The sequence below is a fragment of the Streptomyces sp. NEAU-174 genome, assembly GCF_052665095.1.
The window spans coordinates 493,943-509,606 of record NZ_JBQTCE010000008.1 but is presented as its reverse complement, the minus strand read 5'-3'; the positions used below and the strand labels follow the sequence as shown (position 1 = coordinate 509,606).

At 72.1% G+C, this 15,664-nt stretch carries 15 protein-coding genes; 10 read left to right on the top strand and 5 right to left on the bottom strand.

Annotated elements, in window-relative coordinates; genetic code table 11:
* Positions 1 to 86 precede the first annotated feature (86 nt).
* The gene (locus ACT2CW_RS25570) at positions 87 to 374 is read left to right on the top strand and encodes a DUF4229 domain-containing protein (RefSeq protein WP_445518379.1); all 288 of its coding nucleotides are present in this window, start codon (positions 87 to 89) and stop codon (positions 372 to 374) included.
* A gap of 377 nt (positions 375 to 751) precedes the next feature.
* A complete protein-coding gene (locus ACT2CW_RS25565) occupies positions 752 to 2,077 on the top strand; it encodes a dicarboxylate/amino acid:cation symporter (RefSeq protein WP_164433313.1) in 1,326 nt (441 codons plus the stop codon).
* A 138-nt stretch (positions 2,078 to 2,215) separates the two neighbouring features.
* Here ACT2CW_RS25565 and ACT2CW_RS25560 read toward each other — a convergent pair whose 3' ends face one another.
* Positions 2,216 to 3,232: an alpha/beta hydrolase gene (locus tag ACT2CW_RS25560; protein ID WP_445518378.1), complete on the bottom strand. Its 1,017-nt coding sequence runs from the start codon at positions 3,230 to 3,232 to the stop codon at positions 2,216 to 2,218.
* A gap of 222 nt (positions 3,233 to 3,454) precedes the next feature.
* On the opposite strand from ACT2CW_RS25560, the gene ACT2CW_RS25555 reads away from it, so the two are divergent.
* Positions 3,455 to 4,069, top strand: coding sequence for a TetR/AcrR family transcriptional regulator (locus tag ACT2CW_RS25555; RefSeq protein ID WP_445518416.1), 615 nt, complete (start codon positions 3,455 to 3,457; stop codon positions 4,067 to 4,069).
* Positions 4,070 to 4,195: 126 nt separating this feature from the next.
* Here ACT2CW_RS25555 and ACT2CW_RS25550 read toward each other — a convergent pair whose 3' ends face one another.
* Together ACT2CW_RS25550 and ACT2CW_RS25545 are read right to left on the bottom strand one after the other, a co-directional pair.
* Positions 4,196 to 5,362: a lipase family protein gene (locus ACT2CW_RS25550; RefSeq protein ID WP_445518377.1), complete on the bottom strand. Its 1,167-nt coding sequence runs from the start codon at positions 5,360 to 5,362 to the stop codon at positions 4,196 to 4,198.
* Between the two features lie 99 nt (positions 5,363 to 5,461).
* Entirely contained in the window at positions 5,462 to 6,553 is a 1,092-nt protein-coding gene (locus ACT2CW_RS25545) for an AraC family transcriptional regulator (protein WP_445518376.1), read from the bottom strand.
* Between the two features lie 174 nt (positions 6,554 to 6,727).
* Between ACT2CW_RS25545 and ACT2CW_RS25540 the strand changes: the two genes are divergently transcribed.
* Positions 6,728 to 7,174, top strand: a complete 447-nt coding sequence (locus ACT2CW_RS25540; RefSeq protein ID WP_046084240.1) for a cupin domain-containing protein — start codon at positions 6,728 to 6,730, stop codon at positions 7,172 to 7,174.
* 160 nt (positions 7,175 to 7,334) lie between these two features.
* Here the strand turns inward: ACT2CW_RS25540 and ACT2CW_RS25535 are convergent, their stop codons facing one another.
* The gene (locus ACT2CW_RS25535; protein WP_030834854.1) at positions 7,335 to 7,538 is read right to left on the bottom strand and encodes a cold-shock protein; all 204 of its coding nucleotides are present in this window, start codon (positions 7,536 to 7,538) and stop codon (positions 7,335 to 7,337) included.
* A 302-nt stretch (positions 7,539 to 7,840) separates the two neighbouring features.
* Between ACT2CW_RS25535 and ACT2CW_RS25530 the strand changes: the two genes are divergently transcribed.
* The 6 genes from ACT2CW_RS25530 (at position 7,841) to ACT2CW_RS25505 (ending at position 14,553) form a co-directional block, all read left to right on the top strand.
* Positions 7,841 to 8,752 (top strand): menaquinone biosynthetic enzyme MqnA/MqnD family protein, encoded by a 912-nt coding sequence (locus ACT2CW_RS25530; RefSeq protein ID WP_445518375.1) that lies wholly within the window; start codon positions 7,841 to 7,843, stop codon positions 8,750 to 8,752.
* Positions 8,753 to 8,832: 80 nt separating this feature from the next.
* Positions 8,833 to 10,599 carry a serine/threonine-protein kinase gene (locus tag ACT2CW_RS25525; protein WP_445518374.1) on the top strand — a complete coding sequence of 589 codons (1,767 nt, stop codon included), beginning with the start codon at positions 8,833 to 8,835 and terminating at the stop codon, positions 10,597 to 10,599.
* A 125-nt stretch (positions 10,600 to 10,724) separates the two neighbouring features.
* Complete coding sequence (mqnC, locus tag ACT2CW_RS25520; RefSeq protein WP_037955243.1) at positions 10,725 to 11,924, top strand: cyclic dehypoxanthinyl futalosine synthase; 1,200 nt, start codon at positions 10,725 to 10,727, stop codon at positions 11,922 to 11,924.
* Positions 11,924 to 12,373 (top strand): imidazolonepropionase-like domain-containing protein, encoded by a 450-nt coding sequence (locus ACT2CW_RS25515; RefSeq protein WP_445518373.1) that lies wholly within the window; start codon positions 11,924 to 11,926, stop codon positions 12,371 to 12,373. The genes mqnC and ACT2CW_RS25515 overlap by 1 nt, the downstream gene beginning before the upstream one ends.
* Before the next feature lie 54 nt (positions 12,374 to 12,427).
* Positions 12,428 to 13,120 carry a demethylmenaquinone methyltransferase gene (locus ACT2CW_RS25510; protein ID WP_138914460.1) on the top strand — a complete coding sequence of 231 codons (693 nt, stop codon included), beginning with the start codon at positions 12,428 to 12,430 and terminating at the stop codon, positions 13,118 to 13,120.
* A 122-nt stretch (positions 13,121 to 13,242) separates the two neighbouring features.
* Positions 13,243 to 14,553, top strand: coding sequence for a geranylgeranyl reductase family protein (locus ACT2CW_RS25505; protein WP_445518372.1), 1,311 nt, complete (start codon positions 13,243 to 13,245; stop codon positions 14,551 to 14,553).
* Positions 14,554 to 14,701: 148 nt separating this feature from the next.
* Here the strand turns inward: ACT2CW_RS25505 and ACT2CW_RS25500 are convergent, their stop codons facing one another.
* Complete coding sequence (locus ACT2CW_RS25500) at positions 14,702 to 15,484, bottom strand: VOC family protein (RefSeq protein ID WP_164434801.1); 783 nt, start codon at positions 15,482 to 15,484, stop codon at positions 14,702 to 14,704.
* Between the last annotated feature and the right edge of the window lie 180 nt (positions 15,485 to 15,664).

Sequence of the window (15,664 nt, the reverse complement as noted above, 5' to 3'; positions counted from 1 at the left end):
GGGAGGACAGGTTCTCCCGGTGGTGGCCACCGGAGGACCTCGCAGCAGAACTCCCCACAGAACTCCCAGGAGAGAGAGGACGAGTCGTGTCCTTCACGCCGAGCGCCGCGTTCCGCTACACCCTCATGCGCCTGGGAATCTTCGTCGGATCGTTCCTGGTCATCTGGGCCCTGGTCTACTTCCGGGTGCTGCCCTCCGGCCTCGGCAGCTCCAACCTCTTCTGGGTGATGCTGCTCGCGCTGGTCGTCTCCGCGCCGCTCAGCTGGATCGTGCTGCGCAAGCAGCGGGACGCCCTGGCCGTCGAGGTCGCCGAGAAGGTGGACCGCGCCAAGGAGCGGCTGGCGGCGAACCAGAGCCAGGAGGACGGCGTCTGACCGGCGCTGGGCTGTAACCCTCCTCACACCACCCCACACCCTTCACCGACGCCCCCTGGGTCAGTTTCCGCTGGCACAGGGGGCGTTGATGTCTTTTGACCCCTCAGACGCCCTCAGCGGCCCTCGGGCATCCCCAGAAGTCAAAGATTTCCTTTGGGTTCCCCAAAGCGACGGTGTTAACGTACTTGTCATGAAGACAGCAGCCGCGCCCCACATCTCAGCGAGCGTTCCGCTCGTGGCGCGCCTGCACATCGATCTTTGCCGCTGCCTGTCCGCGGCCTGTCGTCGCCGCTGATCCACCTCGCGCACAGCGGCCGGAGATCCCGTACGGACTCCTGGCTTTCTCCCGCTCTCCTACCTCCACCGGAGTGTGTCCGTTGTCGTCCGCCCTCAAGGCGTCCCCCCAGGGGTCGTCGTCCTTCCGCCTGCCCAAGGTGCCCTTCTGGGCGCAGATCCTGCTGGGCCTCGTCCTCGGTGTGGTGCTCGGCTGGATCGCCCGCAGCGGTGATGTCGGCTGGCTGGTCACCACGCTCGACAAGATCGGCTCCATCTTCGTCCAGCTGCTGAAGCTGGCCGTCGCCCCGCTGGTGTTCTTCGCGATCCTGATCTCGATCACCAATCTGCGGAACGTCAACAACGCGGCCCGGCTGGCGACCCGCACCCTGCTGTGGTTCATGGCCACCTCGCTCATCGCGGTCGCCATCGGCCTGGCGATCGGGCTGGTGACCAACCCGGGCGCCGGGACCGACCTGACCCCCAAGGACGGCGCCAAGCCCGACCACGCGGGCTCCTGGCTGGACTTCCTCACCGGCATCGTGCCGACCGACGTCATCACCCCGTTCACCGAGCTGAACGTGTTGCAGATCGTCTTCATCGCCGCTGTCGCGGGCGTCGCCGCCCTCCAGCTCGGCGAGAAGGCCCAGCCGATCCTCACCCTGAGCCAGTCGGTGCTCGAACTGCTCCAGAAGGCCCTGTGGTGGGTCATCCGCCTCGCCCCGCTGGGCACCCTGGGCCTCATCGGCACCGCCATCGCCGACTACGGCTGGAACTTGATCGGCAAGTACGCGACCTTCACCGCCGACATCTACATCGGCTGCGCGCTGGTGATGTTCGGCGTCTACCCGCTGCTGCTCGCGACGGTCGCCAAGGTCAACCCCCTGAACTTCTTCAAGGGCGCCTGGCCCGCCATCCAGCTCGCCTTCGTCTCCCGCTCCTCGGTCGGCACCATGCCGCTGACCCAGAAGGTCACCGAGCGGCTGGGCGTCCCCAAGGAGTACGCCTCCTTCGCGGTGCCCTTCGGCTCGACGACGAAGATGGACGGCTGCGCCTCGATCTACCCCGCGATCGCCGCGATCTTCATCGCCCAGATCTTCGACGTGAACCTCGGCGTCGGCGACTACCTCCTCATCGCCTTCGTCTCGGTGATCGGCTCCGCCGCCACCGCCGGCCTTACGGGCGCCACCGTCATGCTGACCCTGACCCTCTCCACCCTGGGGCTGCCCCTGGAGGGCGTCGGCCTGCTGATGGCCATCGACCCGGTCCTGGACATGATGCGGACCGCCACCAACGTGGCCGGGCAGTCGCTGATACCGGTGATCGTCTCGGCCCGGGAGAAGATCCTCGACCACGAGGCGTACGCCCACGCCAGCGCCTCCCCGCTGGACGACCGCGACGAGCCGGAGCCCCAGCTGGCCGCCGCGTAACACCTGCCCCGAGCGGCAAGCGGTGCCCCCGGACCTTCGTCGGTCCGGGGGCACCGTGCCGTTCACCCGCCCGCCGTGGCCTCCAGGCCCACGATGGCCACCACCAGCAGGAGCAGGAAGAGGATCCGAGCTCCCGCGTCAGCTGAGCCGGGCGGTGAGCAGGGGGAGGGCGTGGGTGAGTTCGCGTTCCCAGTAGGGCCAGGTGTGGGTGCCGGGGCCGTAGAGGTCGGCGGTGACGGCCAGTCCGTGGGCGCGGGCGCGGCGTACGTAGCGCTGGGCCATCTCGCCGAGGCCGCGCTCCAGGGCGTCCTCTGGGCGGCCCGGCGGGTCGAGGGGGCCGGGGGTGCCGTTGCCGCAGGCGACGTAGAGCGGGTAGCCGCGGGGGAGCCGGGGGATCAGGGCGTACGGGTTGTGGGCGTCCCAGAGCGCGGACTGGGCGGTGGGGTCTCCCCAGAGGGCCGTCGGGTCGGCGCCTTGGCCCGTGATGATGTTCTGGATTCCGGCGGGGTCCAGGGCGGTGTGGACGACCCCGCTGAACGAGGCCGCCGCGCGAAAGAGGCGGGGGTGGCGGGCGGCGTAGGAGAGGGCGCCGAAGCCGCCCATGGACAGACCGGCGATCGCCCGGTGGCCGTTGGCCCGCAGGGCGCGCTCCAGCAGCGGGAGCAACTCGGCCAGGTGGAAGGTCTCCCAGGCGGGCGGGCCGTAGTGGCCGCCGTTCCACCAGTTGGAGTAGAAGCCGGCCGGGCCGCCCTCGGGCGAGACGATCAGGGCCGGGGTGGCGGCGGTGATGGCCTCGACATCGGTGTTACGGGTCCATGCCTCCCAGCCGGGGCCCGGGTCGCAGCAGCCGTGGAGCAGGTAGAGGACGGGCCAGCGGCGGTGGGGTCTGCGGTCGTAGCCGGTGGGAAGGAGGACGCGGGCGTGGCCCTCGCGGCCCAGCGCGGGGGAGTCGATCGTCAGGTCCAGGACGCGCTCGCCGACGCGCTCCGCGGCGACGAGGCGCACGTGGGTGGGCGCCGCGCGTCCGGCAAGGGCTTCCGGGGAACGGACCTTCGAGGAGCCGGGCTCCGCGGAACGGGCTTCCGCGCGGACGGGGAGGAGCGGTGCGGCGGCCAGCGCGGTCAGCGCGGCGAGCGTGCGACGGCGGTTCGGCATCGTTCGTTCTCCTTCGCGGCACTGCGTTACGGAGCTGAACGGGGCACGGTGCGTGGTCAGTTGAAACTTTGATGTCGTCGGGCGGCCGTGGCAAGAGCGCTGACAGTGGTCCCACGTAGGCTTGTCCGCGATATGTGTGCGGGGGCACGATCGAAGGGGGCGGCCTGCGTGGGCGGGGCGACGGGGAGCAAGCGCGTGCCACGGGTCGTGCGGGAGCAGCAGATGCTGGACGCGGGGGTGCGGGCCTTCGCGCGCAGCGGCTATCAGAACGCCTCGATGGACGACATCGCCGAGCTGGCCGGGGTCTCCAAACCGCTGGTCTATCTCTATCTCAACTCCAAGGACGAGCTGTTCACGGCGTGCATACGGCGGGAGGCCGCCGCGCTGGTGACCGCGGTCCGGGCCGCCGTGGAGCGGGACGCGCCCGCCGACCGGCAGTTGTGGAGCGGGCTGAGCGGCTTCTTCGCGCACACGGCCGAACATCCCGACGGCTGGACGCTGTTGCATGTGCAGGCCCGTACGCAGGGGCGCCTCTTCGCCCGTGAAGTGGTCGCGATGCGGGCGGAGATCGTGGAGTTCGTGACGCAGCTGATAGGCGCGGCGGCGCGGGAGCAGGCCTGCGGGGCGGCGCGCGCCCGGACGCTCGCGGGCACCGAGGTGTCCGGGCTCGCGCACGCGCTGGTGGGCGCGGCCGAGTCGCTCGCGGACTGGACGGCGGACGGGCGAGCGGGTGGACCGTCGGCCAAGGAGGCCGCGGCCACCCTGATGAACTTCGCCTGGGCCGGGCTGGGGAATCTGCTCCAGGGGCAGGGGTGGTCGTCCGAGCGGACCGGCTGACGGGCGGGGCGGCGCCGTACGGTGTCACAGCCGGGCCTTACGCGGCGCGGGGTTGCCCCGCACCGGGCCCGTCAGCCGCGCCTCACGCGGCGCGGTTGTCCCGGACCGGGCCCGTCAGGCCGCGCCTCACGCGGCGCAGTTGCCCCGTGTCGGCTCGTCCGCCAGCCGTCCGGCCATCCACTCCAGGGCCGTCGGTATCCCGGTCACCGCCGTGGTGACATGGTCCAGCGGATAGTCCCTCCACTCCACCGGCACGCCCCGGGCGCACCAGCGGTCGCGCAGTGCCGCGCCGACCCGGTACGGGATCAGCTCGTCCACCGTGCCCTGGTAGAGGTAGACGGGGTGATCGGGGGAGCGGGTGCCCAGGAAGGAGCCGCGCAGCGCGAGTTGCCAGGCCGGACTGGCCAATGGGTCCCTTACGGTCACCTCGGACCTGTGCCGGAAGAGCCCGCCGATGGTGCTGAGCGGCACGCAGTTCCGCTTCATGAAGTCCACATAGCCGCGGCCCCGGTCGTTGAGGTACGAGTCGAGCCGCAGCGCGGGGAAGGCCGCGTCCTGTCCGGTGAGCGCCATAAGGGCGAGCCCGGCGCCCGGTCCGCCGTCGTTGTACTCCAGCGTCGTGGGCAGGTCGGCGGGCACGCCTCCGGCGACCGTGCCCTTCAGCCGCAGCTCGGGGGCGTACGAGGCGTGCAGTTCTGCGGCCCAGCCGGCCGCCTGGCCGCCCTGGGAGTAGCCCATGATGCCCACGGGCGCGTCCGGTGAGAGCCCGGCCTCCGGAAGCCGCTGGGCGGCGCGCGCCGCGTCCAGGACGGCATGGCCCTCGGACCGGCCGACCGTATACGTGTGGTCGTCCGGGGTGCCCAGACCCTCGTAGTCGGTGACGGCCACGGCCCAGCCGCGGCGCAGCGCGAGGTCGATCAGCTGGGCCTCGCTCGAGGTGCCCCGCGGGAACCGGCCGGACACCGCGCAGTCGTCGGCGAGGCCCACGGCGCCGATGCCCCAGGTGAGGAGCGGCCGGGGGCCCTGCTTGCCGTCGTCGGGGACGAGGACCGTGCCGGAGACCACGTCGGGGCGGCCGGTGGCGGTGGTGGAGCGGTAGGTGATGTGCCAGGCCTTGGCGGCGGCCGGCACCCCGGGCTGGGTGTGGAAGGCGGTGGGGGCCGAGGTGACGATGTCGCCGGGTCTGCCGGTGCCGGCGGCCGGGGCGCCCGATGCGGCGGCCGGGGCGGCGGGCAGCGCCGAGGTGAGGGCGAGGGCGGCGAGGCCGGCGAGCACGGTGGTGCGGATGCGCATACGGCTCTCCCAACGGTGCGGGCGGTGCGCCTTGGTGGTGCTGAGTCGCTCTGCGAGGACCGTAGGGATGAGCGGGGCGTCTGGGGCTGACCGCGGCGCTCAGATGTGCTGACTCCACGTCTCATGTCGGTATGCGCCCGGTGTTGTCCCGGTCCAGCGCCGGAACGCCCGGTGGAACGCCGTGTCCTCGGAGAAGCCCAGTCGTAAGGCCAGGTCGGCGATGGGCTCGGCCCCCTCGGCCAGGCTGCTGACCGCCTCGTCACGCCGCACGGTGTCCTTCAGCTCCTGGAAGGACGTGCCCTCCTCGCGCAGCCGCCGCCGCAGCGTCGCCGGGCTGACCGCCAGCCGGGCGGCGGCCTCGGGCAGCTCCGGGAGGTGCGCGGTGTGCCGGGCGCGTTTGCCGTCGGCCGGGCCGCCGCGCGTCCGCAGGGCGCCGGTGAGCACGTGCCGCACCTGCTCGGCGACGGTCGTGCCGTAGTCGCGGCGGCTGAGCAGCCCGGCGGGCGCGTGCCGCAGCAGCGTCTGGAGCGTGGCCTCGTCCTGGACGACGGGGGCGGTCAGCCAGCGGCGGTCGAAACCGGCCGCGGTGCGCGGTGCCCCGAACCGGGCCGGGCAGCCGAAGAGCGGCTCGTAGTCCTCGGCGTATGGGGGCGGGGGATACGCGAACTGGGCCCACAGCAGCGGGATCCGGCGCCCGATCAGCCAGCCCGCGACCCGGTGCCAGACGAGCATCAGCCATTCGGCGACGATATGGCTCTCGGCCGCCGTAAGGGCGTCCTCATGCGGGCCCAGCCCGCCGCGCAGGGCGAACACCGCCTCCCGGCCCCGGCCCGCGCCGCGCTCCAGGGCCAGATCGGGGCCGCCGGGGAAGAGCCGGTAGAAGCGGGCGCCGCGCTCCACCGCCGTGCCGAGGTCGGGGCAGCCCAGCGCGGCGTAGCACATCATCGCGAAGGTGCCGGGTCGGCTGCGGACGGTCCCCAGCCCCAGGAACTCGTCCCCCGTGGCCCGGTGCAGGGCGCGCACCAGCCGGGCGAACTGCTCGGGGGAGACGCGGGCGCGGTCGTCGGTGAGCAGCAGCGGGGGTATCCGGGCCCGCTGGAGCAGGGGGACGGTGTCGAGGCCGAGCCGCTGCGCACCGCGCAGCGCGGCCCGCACATGGTGCACCGTCACCGTCCGCCGCCCGTGCCCCATGGTCAAAACCGTAGCCCGAGCGGGGGTGCCGCGTCAGCGGTGCGTCGCGGGGCCCCTACGCGGCGTGAGCACCGTAAGGGCGACATGAGCGCCATAGGGGCGGCTTGAGGAGGGTGTCAGGTCTACGGGCTATCCTCGACGGGCCCGGACGGACGTGTGAGAGCGGGGAACGACATGGCCACGACCCGACGGCCCGCGACGGCCGAATGGCTCGGACTCGAGCCCCATCCGGAGGGCGGCTGGTACCGGGAGACCTGGCGCAGCGATGTCACGGTGCGGCCGCCGGGGTACGACGGCGAGCGCGCGACCGCCACGGCGATCTACTTCCTGCTGACTCCGGGTGAGGAGTCCCGCTGGCATGTGGTGCGCTCGGCCGAGCTGTGGCTGTGGCACAGCGGCGGCCCGCTGCGGCTCCGGCTGGGCGGTACGGGCGACGCCCCGGAGGCGGCCCCCACCGAGGTGCTCCTGGGCCCCGATGTCGCCTCAGGCCAGCGCCCCCAGGTCGTCATCCCGCCGGGCGTCTGGCAGGCGGCCCGTCCGGAGGCGGACGAGGAGGCCCTGGTGAGCTGTGTGGTCTCCCCGGGCTTCGACTTCGCCGACTTCCGGCTGCTGGAAGACTGACCACATCCAGGCATGGGACCCAGGGCCACGGCCCCCCAAATGGCCCCCAAGCCGCCGCCCCCAAAAGGCAGGCGACCCCACAGCAGAAGGCCCCAAAAGGCAGGAGCCCCGCCTCCCCGCTGGGCGGGGAACAGGGGCTCCTTGGGTGGTGCTGCTTTGATCAGACGGCGCTGACGTTCTCCGCCTGCGGGCCCTTCGGGCCCTGGGTGACGTCGAAGGTCACGGCCTGGTTCTCCTCGAGAGAACGGAAGCCGGTCGCGTTGATCGCGGAGTAGTGAACGAAGACATCGGGGCCGCCGCCGTCCTGGGCGATGAAGCCGAAGCCCTTCTCGGCGTTGAACCACTTGACGGTTCCGGTAGCCATAAGCCCTCCTTGGGCCAAAGGGTTGCCCTGCTCCAGAACCTGCAAGAAGTCTGAAAACTACAAAAGCCTGCGGTTACATGCTCCGCAGGCTCTGTACTGCAAGGAAACCAAACTGCAACTTGCGGCGAGCCTAGCACGCTCCGTGTGCGCGAGGAAAGAGCCGAAGATCACGAAAACGAGGGGTTTCCCGGGCCTCGCAGGTGGATAAGATCGCAGGTCGAGCGGGTACGTGCCAGTCAGCACAAGGCTGCCGGAGCACCCCGCCGCCATTACCCGGGGCGAGCGGGGCTAGCCTCCGAGACGTGGACAATTCACCGAGTTCCCCCTCGCGGAGTACACAGGACGCCTCAGAAAGCCTCGGCCCGAGCGGCGCCCATCGGCTGAGCCGGCCAAAAGTGGGGCACATCCAGTACCTCAATTGCATGCCGTTGTACTGGGGCCTCGCCAGGACCGGATCCCTCCTGGATTTCGACCTCACCAAGGCATCTCCCGACGCCCTGAACGACCTGCTGGTCCGTGGCGATCTCGACATCGGCCCGATCAGCCTGGTGGAGTATCTGCGCAATGCCGACGATCTCGTCGCGCTCCCGGACATCGCGGTGGGCTGTGACGGGCCCGTCATGTCCTGCGTGATCGTCTCGCAGCTGCCGCTGGAGCAGCTGGACGGGGCGCGCGTCGCACTCGGTTCCGCCTCGCGCACCTCCGTGCGCCTGGCCCAGCTGTTGCTCGCCGAGCGGTACGGACTCGCCCCCGACTACTACACCTGCCCGCCCGACCTCAGCCTGATGATGCAGGAGGCCGAGGCGGCGGTGCTGATCGGCGATGCCGCGCTGCGGGCCAACCTCCATGACGCGCCCCGGCTGGGCCTGCGCGTCCACGACCTGGGCCAGATGTGGAAGGAGTGGACCGGACTCCCCTTCGTCTTCGCGGTGTGGGCCGCCCGCCGCGAGTATCTGGACCGGGAGCCGGAGATCGTCCGGCAGGTCCACGAGGCGTTCCTGTCCTCGCGGAACCTCTCCCTGGAGGAGGTCGGCAAGGTCGCCGAGCAGGCGGCGCGCTGGGAGCAGCTCGAGGCGTCGGTGCTGGAACGCTACTTCACCACCCTCGACTTCAGCCTCGGCCAGGCGCAGTTGGCGGGCATCGCCGAGTTCGCCCGCCGTACGGGGCCGACGACCGGATACCCCGCGGACGTCCGGGTCGAGCTGCTCAACTGACCTTCCCGACCGCACGACCTGCGGTGGACGGCCGGAACACCCCCTAAGCTGGACCGGCGCACGGAGGGGGAGGCAACGCGATGGATCCGCTGGGAGCGGACGATCCGCAGGTCATCGGCGCCTATCGGCTGCTCGGTCGGCTCGGTTCGGGCGGTATGGGGCGCGTCTTTGTGGGCCGCAGCGCGGGCGGGCGCACGGTCGCGGTGAAGGTCGTGCACGCCCATTTCGCGCTGGACGAGGAGTTCCGCGCCCGTTTCCGGCGCGAGGTCGACGCCGCGCGCCGGGTCGGCGGCGCCTTCACCGCACCGGTCCTGGACGCCGACCCGGAAGCACGCATTCCGTGGGTGGCCACCGGCTATGTGGCGGGCCCTCCGCTCAACCAGGCGGTGTCCGACGAGGGGCCGCTGCCCGAGCCGTCGGTGCGGGCGCTGGGCGCGGGGCTCGCCGAGGCACTGGCCGCGGTGCACGCCCTCGGCCTGGTCCACCGCGACGTCAAGCCGTCCAATGTGCTGCTCGCGCTCGACGGTCCGCGGCTGATCGACTTCGGCATCGCCCGGGCCACCGAGGGCACGGTGTCGCTGACCTCGACCGGCGCCTCCATCGGCTCGCCCGGCTATATGGCGCCCGAGCAGATCCTGGGCGAGAACGTCGAGGGCGCGGCCGATGTCTTCTCGCTCGGCGCGGTGCTGGCGTACGCGGCGACCGGTGAGCCGCCGTTCCCGGGCGACACCTCGGCCGCGCTGCTGTACAAGGTGGTGCACGACGAGCCCCGGTTCGGCCATGAGCTGACCGGGGAGCTGCGCGATCTGGTCGCCGCGTGCCTCGCCAAGAACCCGGCCGACCGCCCCACCCCCGAGCAGATCGTGCGGCGCCTCGCCCCGGAGGACGGCGCCTCGGGGCTGGCGCGGCCGGGCTGGCTGCCGGGGGCGCTGGTCGAGCGGGTGAGCCGGCAGGTGGTGGAGCTGCTCGACCTGGAGGCGGAGGCCGTCGCGGCGCCGTCCGCGCCCGAGTCCGATGCCCGGGCGTCCGACGCCGCCCGGCCCGCCCTGGAGCCGCCCGCCGCCGAGCCCTCCGACGCCGTACCGTCCGCCGAGGACCGCCCGACCCCGCCGCCCACCCCGGCCCCGGGCCCGGCCCCGGCCGCGCCCGTGCTGGGCGCCTTCGGCCCGCCCGACCCCTCGTATGCCGACGGGCCGCGGGAGCAGGACCGGCCCGCCGCCCACCCGCTCCCCGCCCCGCCGTCGCCGAAGCCGGGCGGCGGCCGCAGTGTCTCGCTCTCGGCCGCCGTCGGCGGTAAGAAGCGCCCCAAGGCGCTGAGCTGCACGCTGGTGCTGTCCGTCGCGGGCGCGCTGGCCGCCGCGACGACCGCCGCCGTGCTCTTCCGGGTGCTCCCCGGCGGCTCCGACGACAGTTCCGACCAGAACGCCGGCAGCAATCCCCGTCCGTCCGCTACGGAACGGCAGCCGGGAGCCGGGGACAGCGGGTCCGAGAAGGGCGATGTGCCCAAGGGGTTCATCGGCACCTGGCAGGGCGATCTGACCTCCGACTCGAACATCCCGGTGGGCAGCCTGACCATCACCTTCCGGCAGGGGCCCACCGGGCGGGACGTCGCCAGTGGCCGGGTCAAGCTGTCGGTGCTGCGCTGCGACTTCACATGGAAGCTGGTCTCGGCGGCCCCGAAACAACTCCACCTCGACGCGCGCCTCAAGGGCTCCGAGCCCCAGCAGGGGTGCAGCGACGCCTCGACGGACGAGCAGTTCACCCTCACGTCCGACGGAACGATCAGCTACAAGGCGAAGGACGAACAGGCGGGCGATCCCACGGGCACCCTCCGCAAGCTCAAATGAGCACGAAGCGACGGATGCGGCGCATACAGGGGCCACAGATGTGCCTGGCACGTACTCGTACGGGCGTACAGGCCCTGGCGTAGTCTGGGTCGGTCCACCCGTAAACCTCCGAAAGGTACGCCCCGGTGACCGCAAACGCAGAGGTGCAGGCAGTCCTCGACCGCGCCGCCGACGGGGGTCGGATCACCCCACAAGAGGCGCTCGACCTTTACCGCTCGGCTCCGCTGCACGCGCTGGGGGCCGCGGCCGACGCGGTCCGGCGCCGTCGCTACGCGGGCACCGAGCACATCGCGACGTACATCATCGAACGGAACATCAACTACACCAACGTCTGCGTGACGGCGTGCAAGTTCTGCGCCTTCTACGCCCCTCCGAAGGACACCGCGAAGGGCTGGAGCCGCGACCTCGACGACATCCTGCGCCGCTGCGCGGAGACCGTCGAGCTGGGCGGCACGCAGATCATGTTCCAGGGCGGCCACCACCCGGACTACGGGGTGGAGTACTACGAGAAGCACTTCGCGGCGATCAAGCAGGCGTTCCCGCAGCTGGTGATCCACTCACTGGGGGCCTCCGAGGTCGAGCACATGGCGCGGATCTCGGGCGTCTCGGCCGAGGAGGCCATCCGCCGCATCCACGCGGCCGGTCTCGACTCCTTCGCGGGCGCGGGCGCCGAGCTGCTGCCCGAGCGGCCGCGCAAGGCCATCGCGCCGCTGAAGGAGTCCGGTGAGCGCTGGCTGGAGATCATGGAGATCGCCCACAACCTCGGTGTGGAGTCCACCTCCACCATGCTGATGGGCACCGGCGAGACCAACGCCGAGCGGATCGAGCACATCCGCATGATCCGCGACGTACAGGACCGGACGGGCGGCTTCCGCGCCTTCATCCCGTACACCTACCAGCCCGAGAACAACCATCTGAAGGGCCAGACGCAGGCCACCGTCTTCGAGTACCTGCGGATGATCGCCATCGCGCGGCTCTTCCTCGACAACGTGGCCCATATCCAGGGTTCCTGGCTGACCGTCGGCAAGGAGGCCGGCCAGCTGGCCCTGCACTACGGGGCGGACGACCTCGGCTCGGTGATGCTGGAGGAGAACGTGGTCTCCTCGGCGGGCGCCCGCCACCGGTCCAACCGGATGGAGCTGCTCCACCTCATCCGGGCCGCCGGGCGGGTCCCCGCGCAGCGCGCCACGACGTACGAACACCTGGTGGTGCACGACGACCCGGCGAACGACCCGGTCGACGACCACGTCGTCTCGCACCTGTCCTCGACGGCGATCGAGGGTGGCACGGCCCACCCCGAGCTGACGGTGATCCAGGCGTCCTGATGCTCACGCTCCACGCGGCGCCCGTCGTCCGGGTCACCCCCGGCGACGCGGCGCCGCTGCACGACGCCGCCGTCGCGGTCGACGGCGACCGCATCGCGGCCATCGGCTCCCTGGCGGAGCTGCGCGAGACCTATCCGCGGGCCCGGGTGCGGGAGTGGCCCGGGGAGCTCGGCCCGGCCCTGGTCCACGAGGGCCCGGTGCCGGACGCGCCCAGCCCGCGGGAGCGGATCCACGCCCTGCTGCGGCGGGGCGCCACCGCCGTCCTCGCCCGTCACCTCGGCGACGCCGAGCTGCGCGCGGCCGCCCACCGGGGCGGCATCGCCGTCCTGGACCGACCGCGCCCGCCCGCCCTCGCCCCGGCGGGCCGCGCCGACCTGGCCGTCTTCGACGCGGACGGCGCCTGCCTGGCCACGGTGGTGGCGGGGCGGCTGGTGCACCGGCGGCGCTGAGGCACGCCGGGCCCCGGGCGGGGGCGCGGGGTCGGCGAGGTGAACAATGGGGGCGTGAGCCGAGCATCCCTGGACAAGCAGCCGCACGAAGTCGCCGCCATGTTCGACGACGTGGCGGCCAAATACGATCTCACCAACGATGTGCTGTCGCTCGGGCAGGCCCGGCTGTGGCGCAAGGCCGTCGCCCGGGCCGTGGACGCGCGCGCCGGTGAGCGGGTGCTGGACCTCGCCGCCGGTACGGGGACGTCCTCGCTGCCGTTCCGGGAGGCGGGCGCGTACGTGGTGCCGTGCGACTTCTCGCTCGGGATGCTGCGGGAGGGCAAGAAGCGCCATCCGGGGCTGCCGCTCACGGCGGGCGACGCGACTCGGCTGCCCTTCGCGGACGGGGTCTTCGACGCCGTCACGATCTCCTTCGGGCTGCGGAACGTCCAGGACACGCAGGGGGCGCTGGGCGAGATGCTGCGGGTGACCCGGCCCGGTGGACGGGTCGTCATCTGCGAGTTCAGCCACCCCACATGGCAGCCGTTCCGCACGGTCTACACCGAGTATCTGATGCGCGCGCTGCCGCCGATCGCGACATCGGTCAGCAGCAACCCGGACGCGTATGTCTACCTCGCCGAGTCCATCCGCGCCTGGCCGGACCAGCCCGGTCTCGCCGCCCGGCTGCGGTCGGCGGGCTGGGAGCGCCCGGCCTGGCGCAATCTCACCGGCGGCGTGGTGGCCCTCCACCGGGCGTACAAGCCATAAGGCGGCGGGTAGCCGGTACGGAGCGGCCCTTCGCGAGTGCCGGAGTACCGCCCCCCATAGACTGCGACTGTCCAGTGCCCGGCGCGACCGGCACGCCGTACCGAGGCTTGGGGAGACCCCGCGTGAGCGAGACCGCACCCACCGAGAGCGCGTCCTCCGGGATCTCGGAGCGCAGCGCCGATGTGATCGTCGTCGGCGCCGGACCGGCCGGCTCCACCACCGCGTACTACCTCGCCAAGGCGGGGCTGGATGTGCTGCTGCTGGAGAAGACGGCCTTTCCGCGCGAGAAGGTGTGCGGCGACGGCCTGACCCCGCGCGCCACCAAGCAGCTCGTCTCCATGGGCATCGACATCTCCGAGGAGGCGGGCTGGCTGCGCAACCGGGGCCTGCGGATCCTCGGCGGCGGGGTGCGGCTCCAGCTCGACTGGCCGGAGCTGGCCGCGTACCCCAACTACGGCCTGGTCCGTAAGCGCGACGACTTCGACGAGCAGCTGGCGCGCCAGGCTCAGAAGGCCGGGGCCCGGCTGTACGAGCGCTGCACCGTGGGCGCCCCGATGCTCGACGGGCGCACCGGCCGGATCACCGGGGTCGAGGCCAAGCTGGGCGAGGAGAAGACGCCCGTCACCTTCCACGCGCCCCTGGTGGTCGCCGCCGACGGCAACTCCACCCGGCTCTCGCTCGCCATGGGGCTGCACCGGCGCGAGGACCGTCCGATGGGCGTGGCCGTGCGCACGTACTTCACCTCGCCCCGCCATGACGACGACTACCTGGAGTCCTGGCTGGAGTTGTGGGACCGGCGCGGTGTCGAGGACCGGCTGCTGCCCGGCTACGGCTGGATCTTCGGCATGGGCGACGGCACGAGCAATGTGGGCCTGGGCGTCCTCAACACCTCGTCCTCCTTCAAGGAGCTCGACTGGCGCGAGGTCCTCAAGGCGTGGTGCGCCTCGATGCCGGAGGACTGGGGCTACACCCCGGAGAACATGACCGGCCCGATCCGCGGCGCCGCGCTCCCCATGGCCTTCAACCGCCAGCCGCACTACACCCGAGGGCTGCTGCTCGTCGGGGACGCGGGCGGCATGGTCAACCCGTTCAACGGTGAGGGCATCGCCTATGCGATGGAATCCGGGCAGATCGCCGCGGATGTGATCGTCCAGGCCCAGGCCCGCGTCACCGCCGCCCAGCGCGAACTGGCGCTCCAGCGCTACCCGAAGGTCCTCAAGGACACCTACGGCGGCTACTACACGCTGGGCCGGGCGTTCGTGAAGCTGATCGGCAACCCGAAGGTCATGAAGCTGGCGACCCAGCGCGGGCTGACCCATCCGATGCTGATGCGGTTCACGCTCAAGCTCCTGGCGAACCTGACCGACCCCACAGGCGGCGACGCCATGGACCGCATCATCAACGGCCTGACGAAGGTCACCCCCCGCGCCTGACGCTTGTAGGGGCTCCGGCTCGACCGCAGGGCGGCCGGCGCCCCGTAGGGGCGCGGGGAACTGCGCGACCAGCCACGACGGCGCCGCAGCCGCCCAACAACGCATCGCGGCACTCACCGACGCATCGCGGGCCCTCCCAGCGGAGCGCCTACGCTCCGGGCCCGCCGCTCGCGATGACGCCGAACGGCGCCCGCCCCACGTCCGCCAGCCAGGCCATCCGGCCGATCCCCTCGGCCGACATGGCCGGCATCAGCACCGAGCCGCCCAGGTCCTGCCCCCTGGCCACCACCGCGTCGCAGTCCGTCACCTCGAAGTACGGCAGCCACTGCGGCGGTGTCGAATGCCCCTCCTGGAGCTGGGCGACGCCGCCGAAGGAGCCCTCCCGGCCGGCGCCGGACGTCATCAGCACCGTGTACGACCCGCCGGGGAAGGACATCTCCTCGGTGTCCCAGCCGAAGATCTTGCGGTAGAAGGCGAGGTCCTTGGCGGGATCGGGGGAGTGCAGCTCGGTCCAGCACAGGGTGCCGGGGTCGGTGACCGCGTCCAGCCCCGCCGTCCTGCCGGGCTGCCAGACGGCGAAGCGGGCCCCGCCGGGGTCGGTGAACTGGGCCATCCGCCCCTCCTCGAAGACGTCGAACGGAGCGAGCCGCACCGTGCCGCCCGCCTGCTCGACGGTCTTGGCGGTCGCCTCGGCGTCGGGGGTGTGGAAGTACGGCGTCCAGGCGGCGCGCGCGCCCTCCTCGGTGAGCGGCCCGACGGCCGCGACGGTCTTCCGGTCCAGGGTGAAGAAGCCGTACCCGCCCGCTTCGGGGCCTGCCGACTCGAAGCGCCAGCCCAGCAGGGAGCCGTAGAAGGCCACGGCCGCTTCGGTGTCGGGGGCGCCCAGATCGAGCCAGTTGGGGGCGCCGGGGACGTAATCGGTGGTGAGCATGGGGCGCTCCTTCGACGGTCGGGCGCGAAGGCGCAGGAGAGTTGTGCGGAAGTGTTCTGCCGGAGATTGCCTCGTTCTGTGCGGTACTGCCTCGTTACTCAGTCTGGCACCGGGCACCGACAGCCGCCGCCGGGCTCGACATGACGGCGCCGTGCGGCGGTGGTGACAATGAAGACAGGG

Coding starts and splice junctions, on each gene's coding strand:
- ACT2CW_RS25535 (WP_030834854.1), bottom strand. CDS start 7,538: ATGGCTACCGGAACCGTCAAGTGGTTCAACGCCGAGAAGGGCTTCGGC.
- ACT2CW_RS25555 (WP_445518416.1), top strand. CDS start 3,455: ATGCTGGACGCGGGGGTGCGGGCCTTCGCGCGCAGCGGCTATCAGAAC.
- ACT2CW_RS25515 (WP_445518373.1), top strand. CDS start 11,924: ATGCTCACGCTCCACGCGGCGCCCGTCGTCCGGGTCACCCCCGGCGAC.
- ACT2CW_RS25500 (WP_164434801.1), bottom strand. CDS start 15,484: ATGCTCACCACCGATTACGTCCCCGGCGCCCCCAACTGGCTCGATCTG.
- ACT2CW_RS25540 (WP_046084240.1), top strand. CDS start 6,728: ATGGCCACGACCCGACGGCCCGCGACGGCCGAATGGCTCGGACTCGAG.
- ACT2CW_RS25560 (WP_445518378.1), bottom strand. CDS start 3,232: ATGCCGAACCGCCGTCGCACGCTCGCCGCGCTGACCGCGCTGGCCGCC.
- ACT2CW_RS25545 (WP_445518376.1), bottom strand. CDS start 6,553: ATGGGGCACGGGCGGCGGACGGTGACGGTGCACCATGTGCGGGCCGCG.
- ACT2CW_RS25525 (WP_445518374.1), top strand. CDS start 8,833: ATGGATCCGCTGGGAGCGGACGATCCGCAGGTCATCGGCGCCTATCGG.
- ACT2CW_RS25550 (WP_445518377.1), bottom strand. CDS start 5,362: ATGCGCATCCGCACCACCGTGCTCGCCGGCCTCGCCGCCCTCGCCCTC.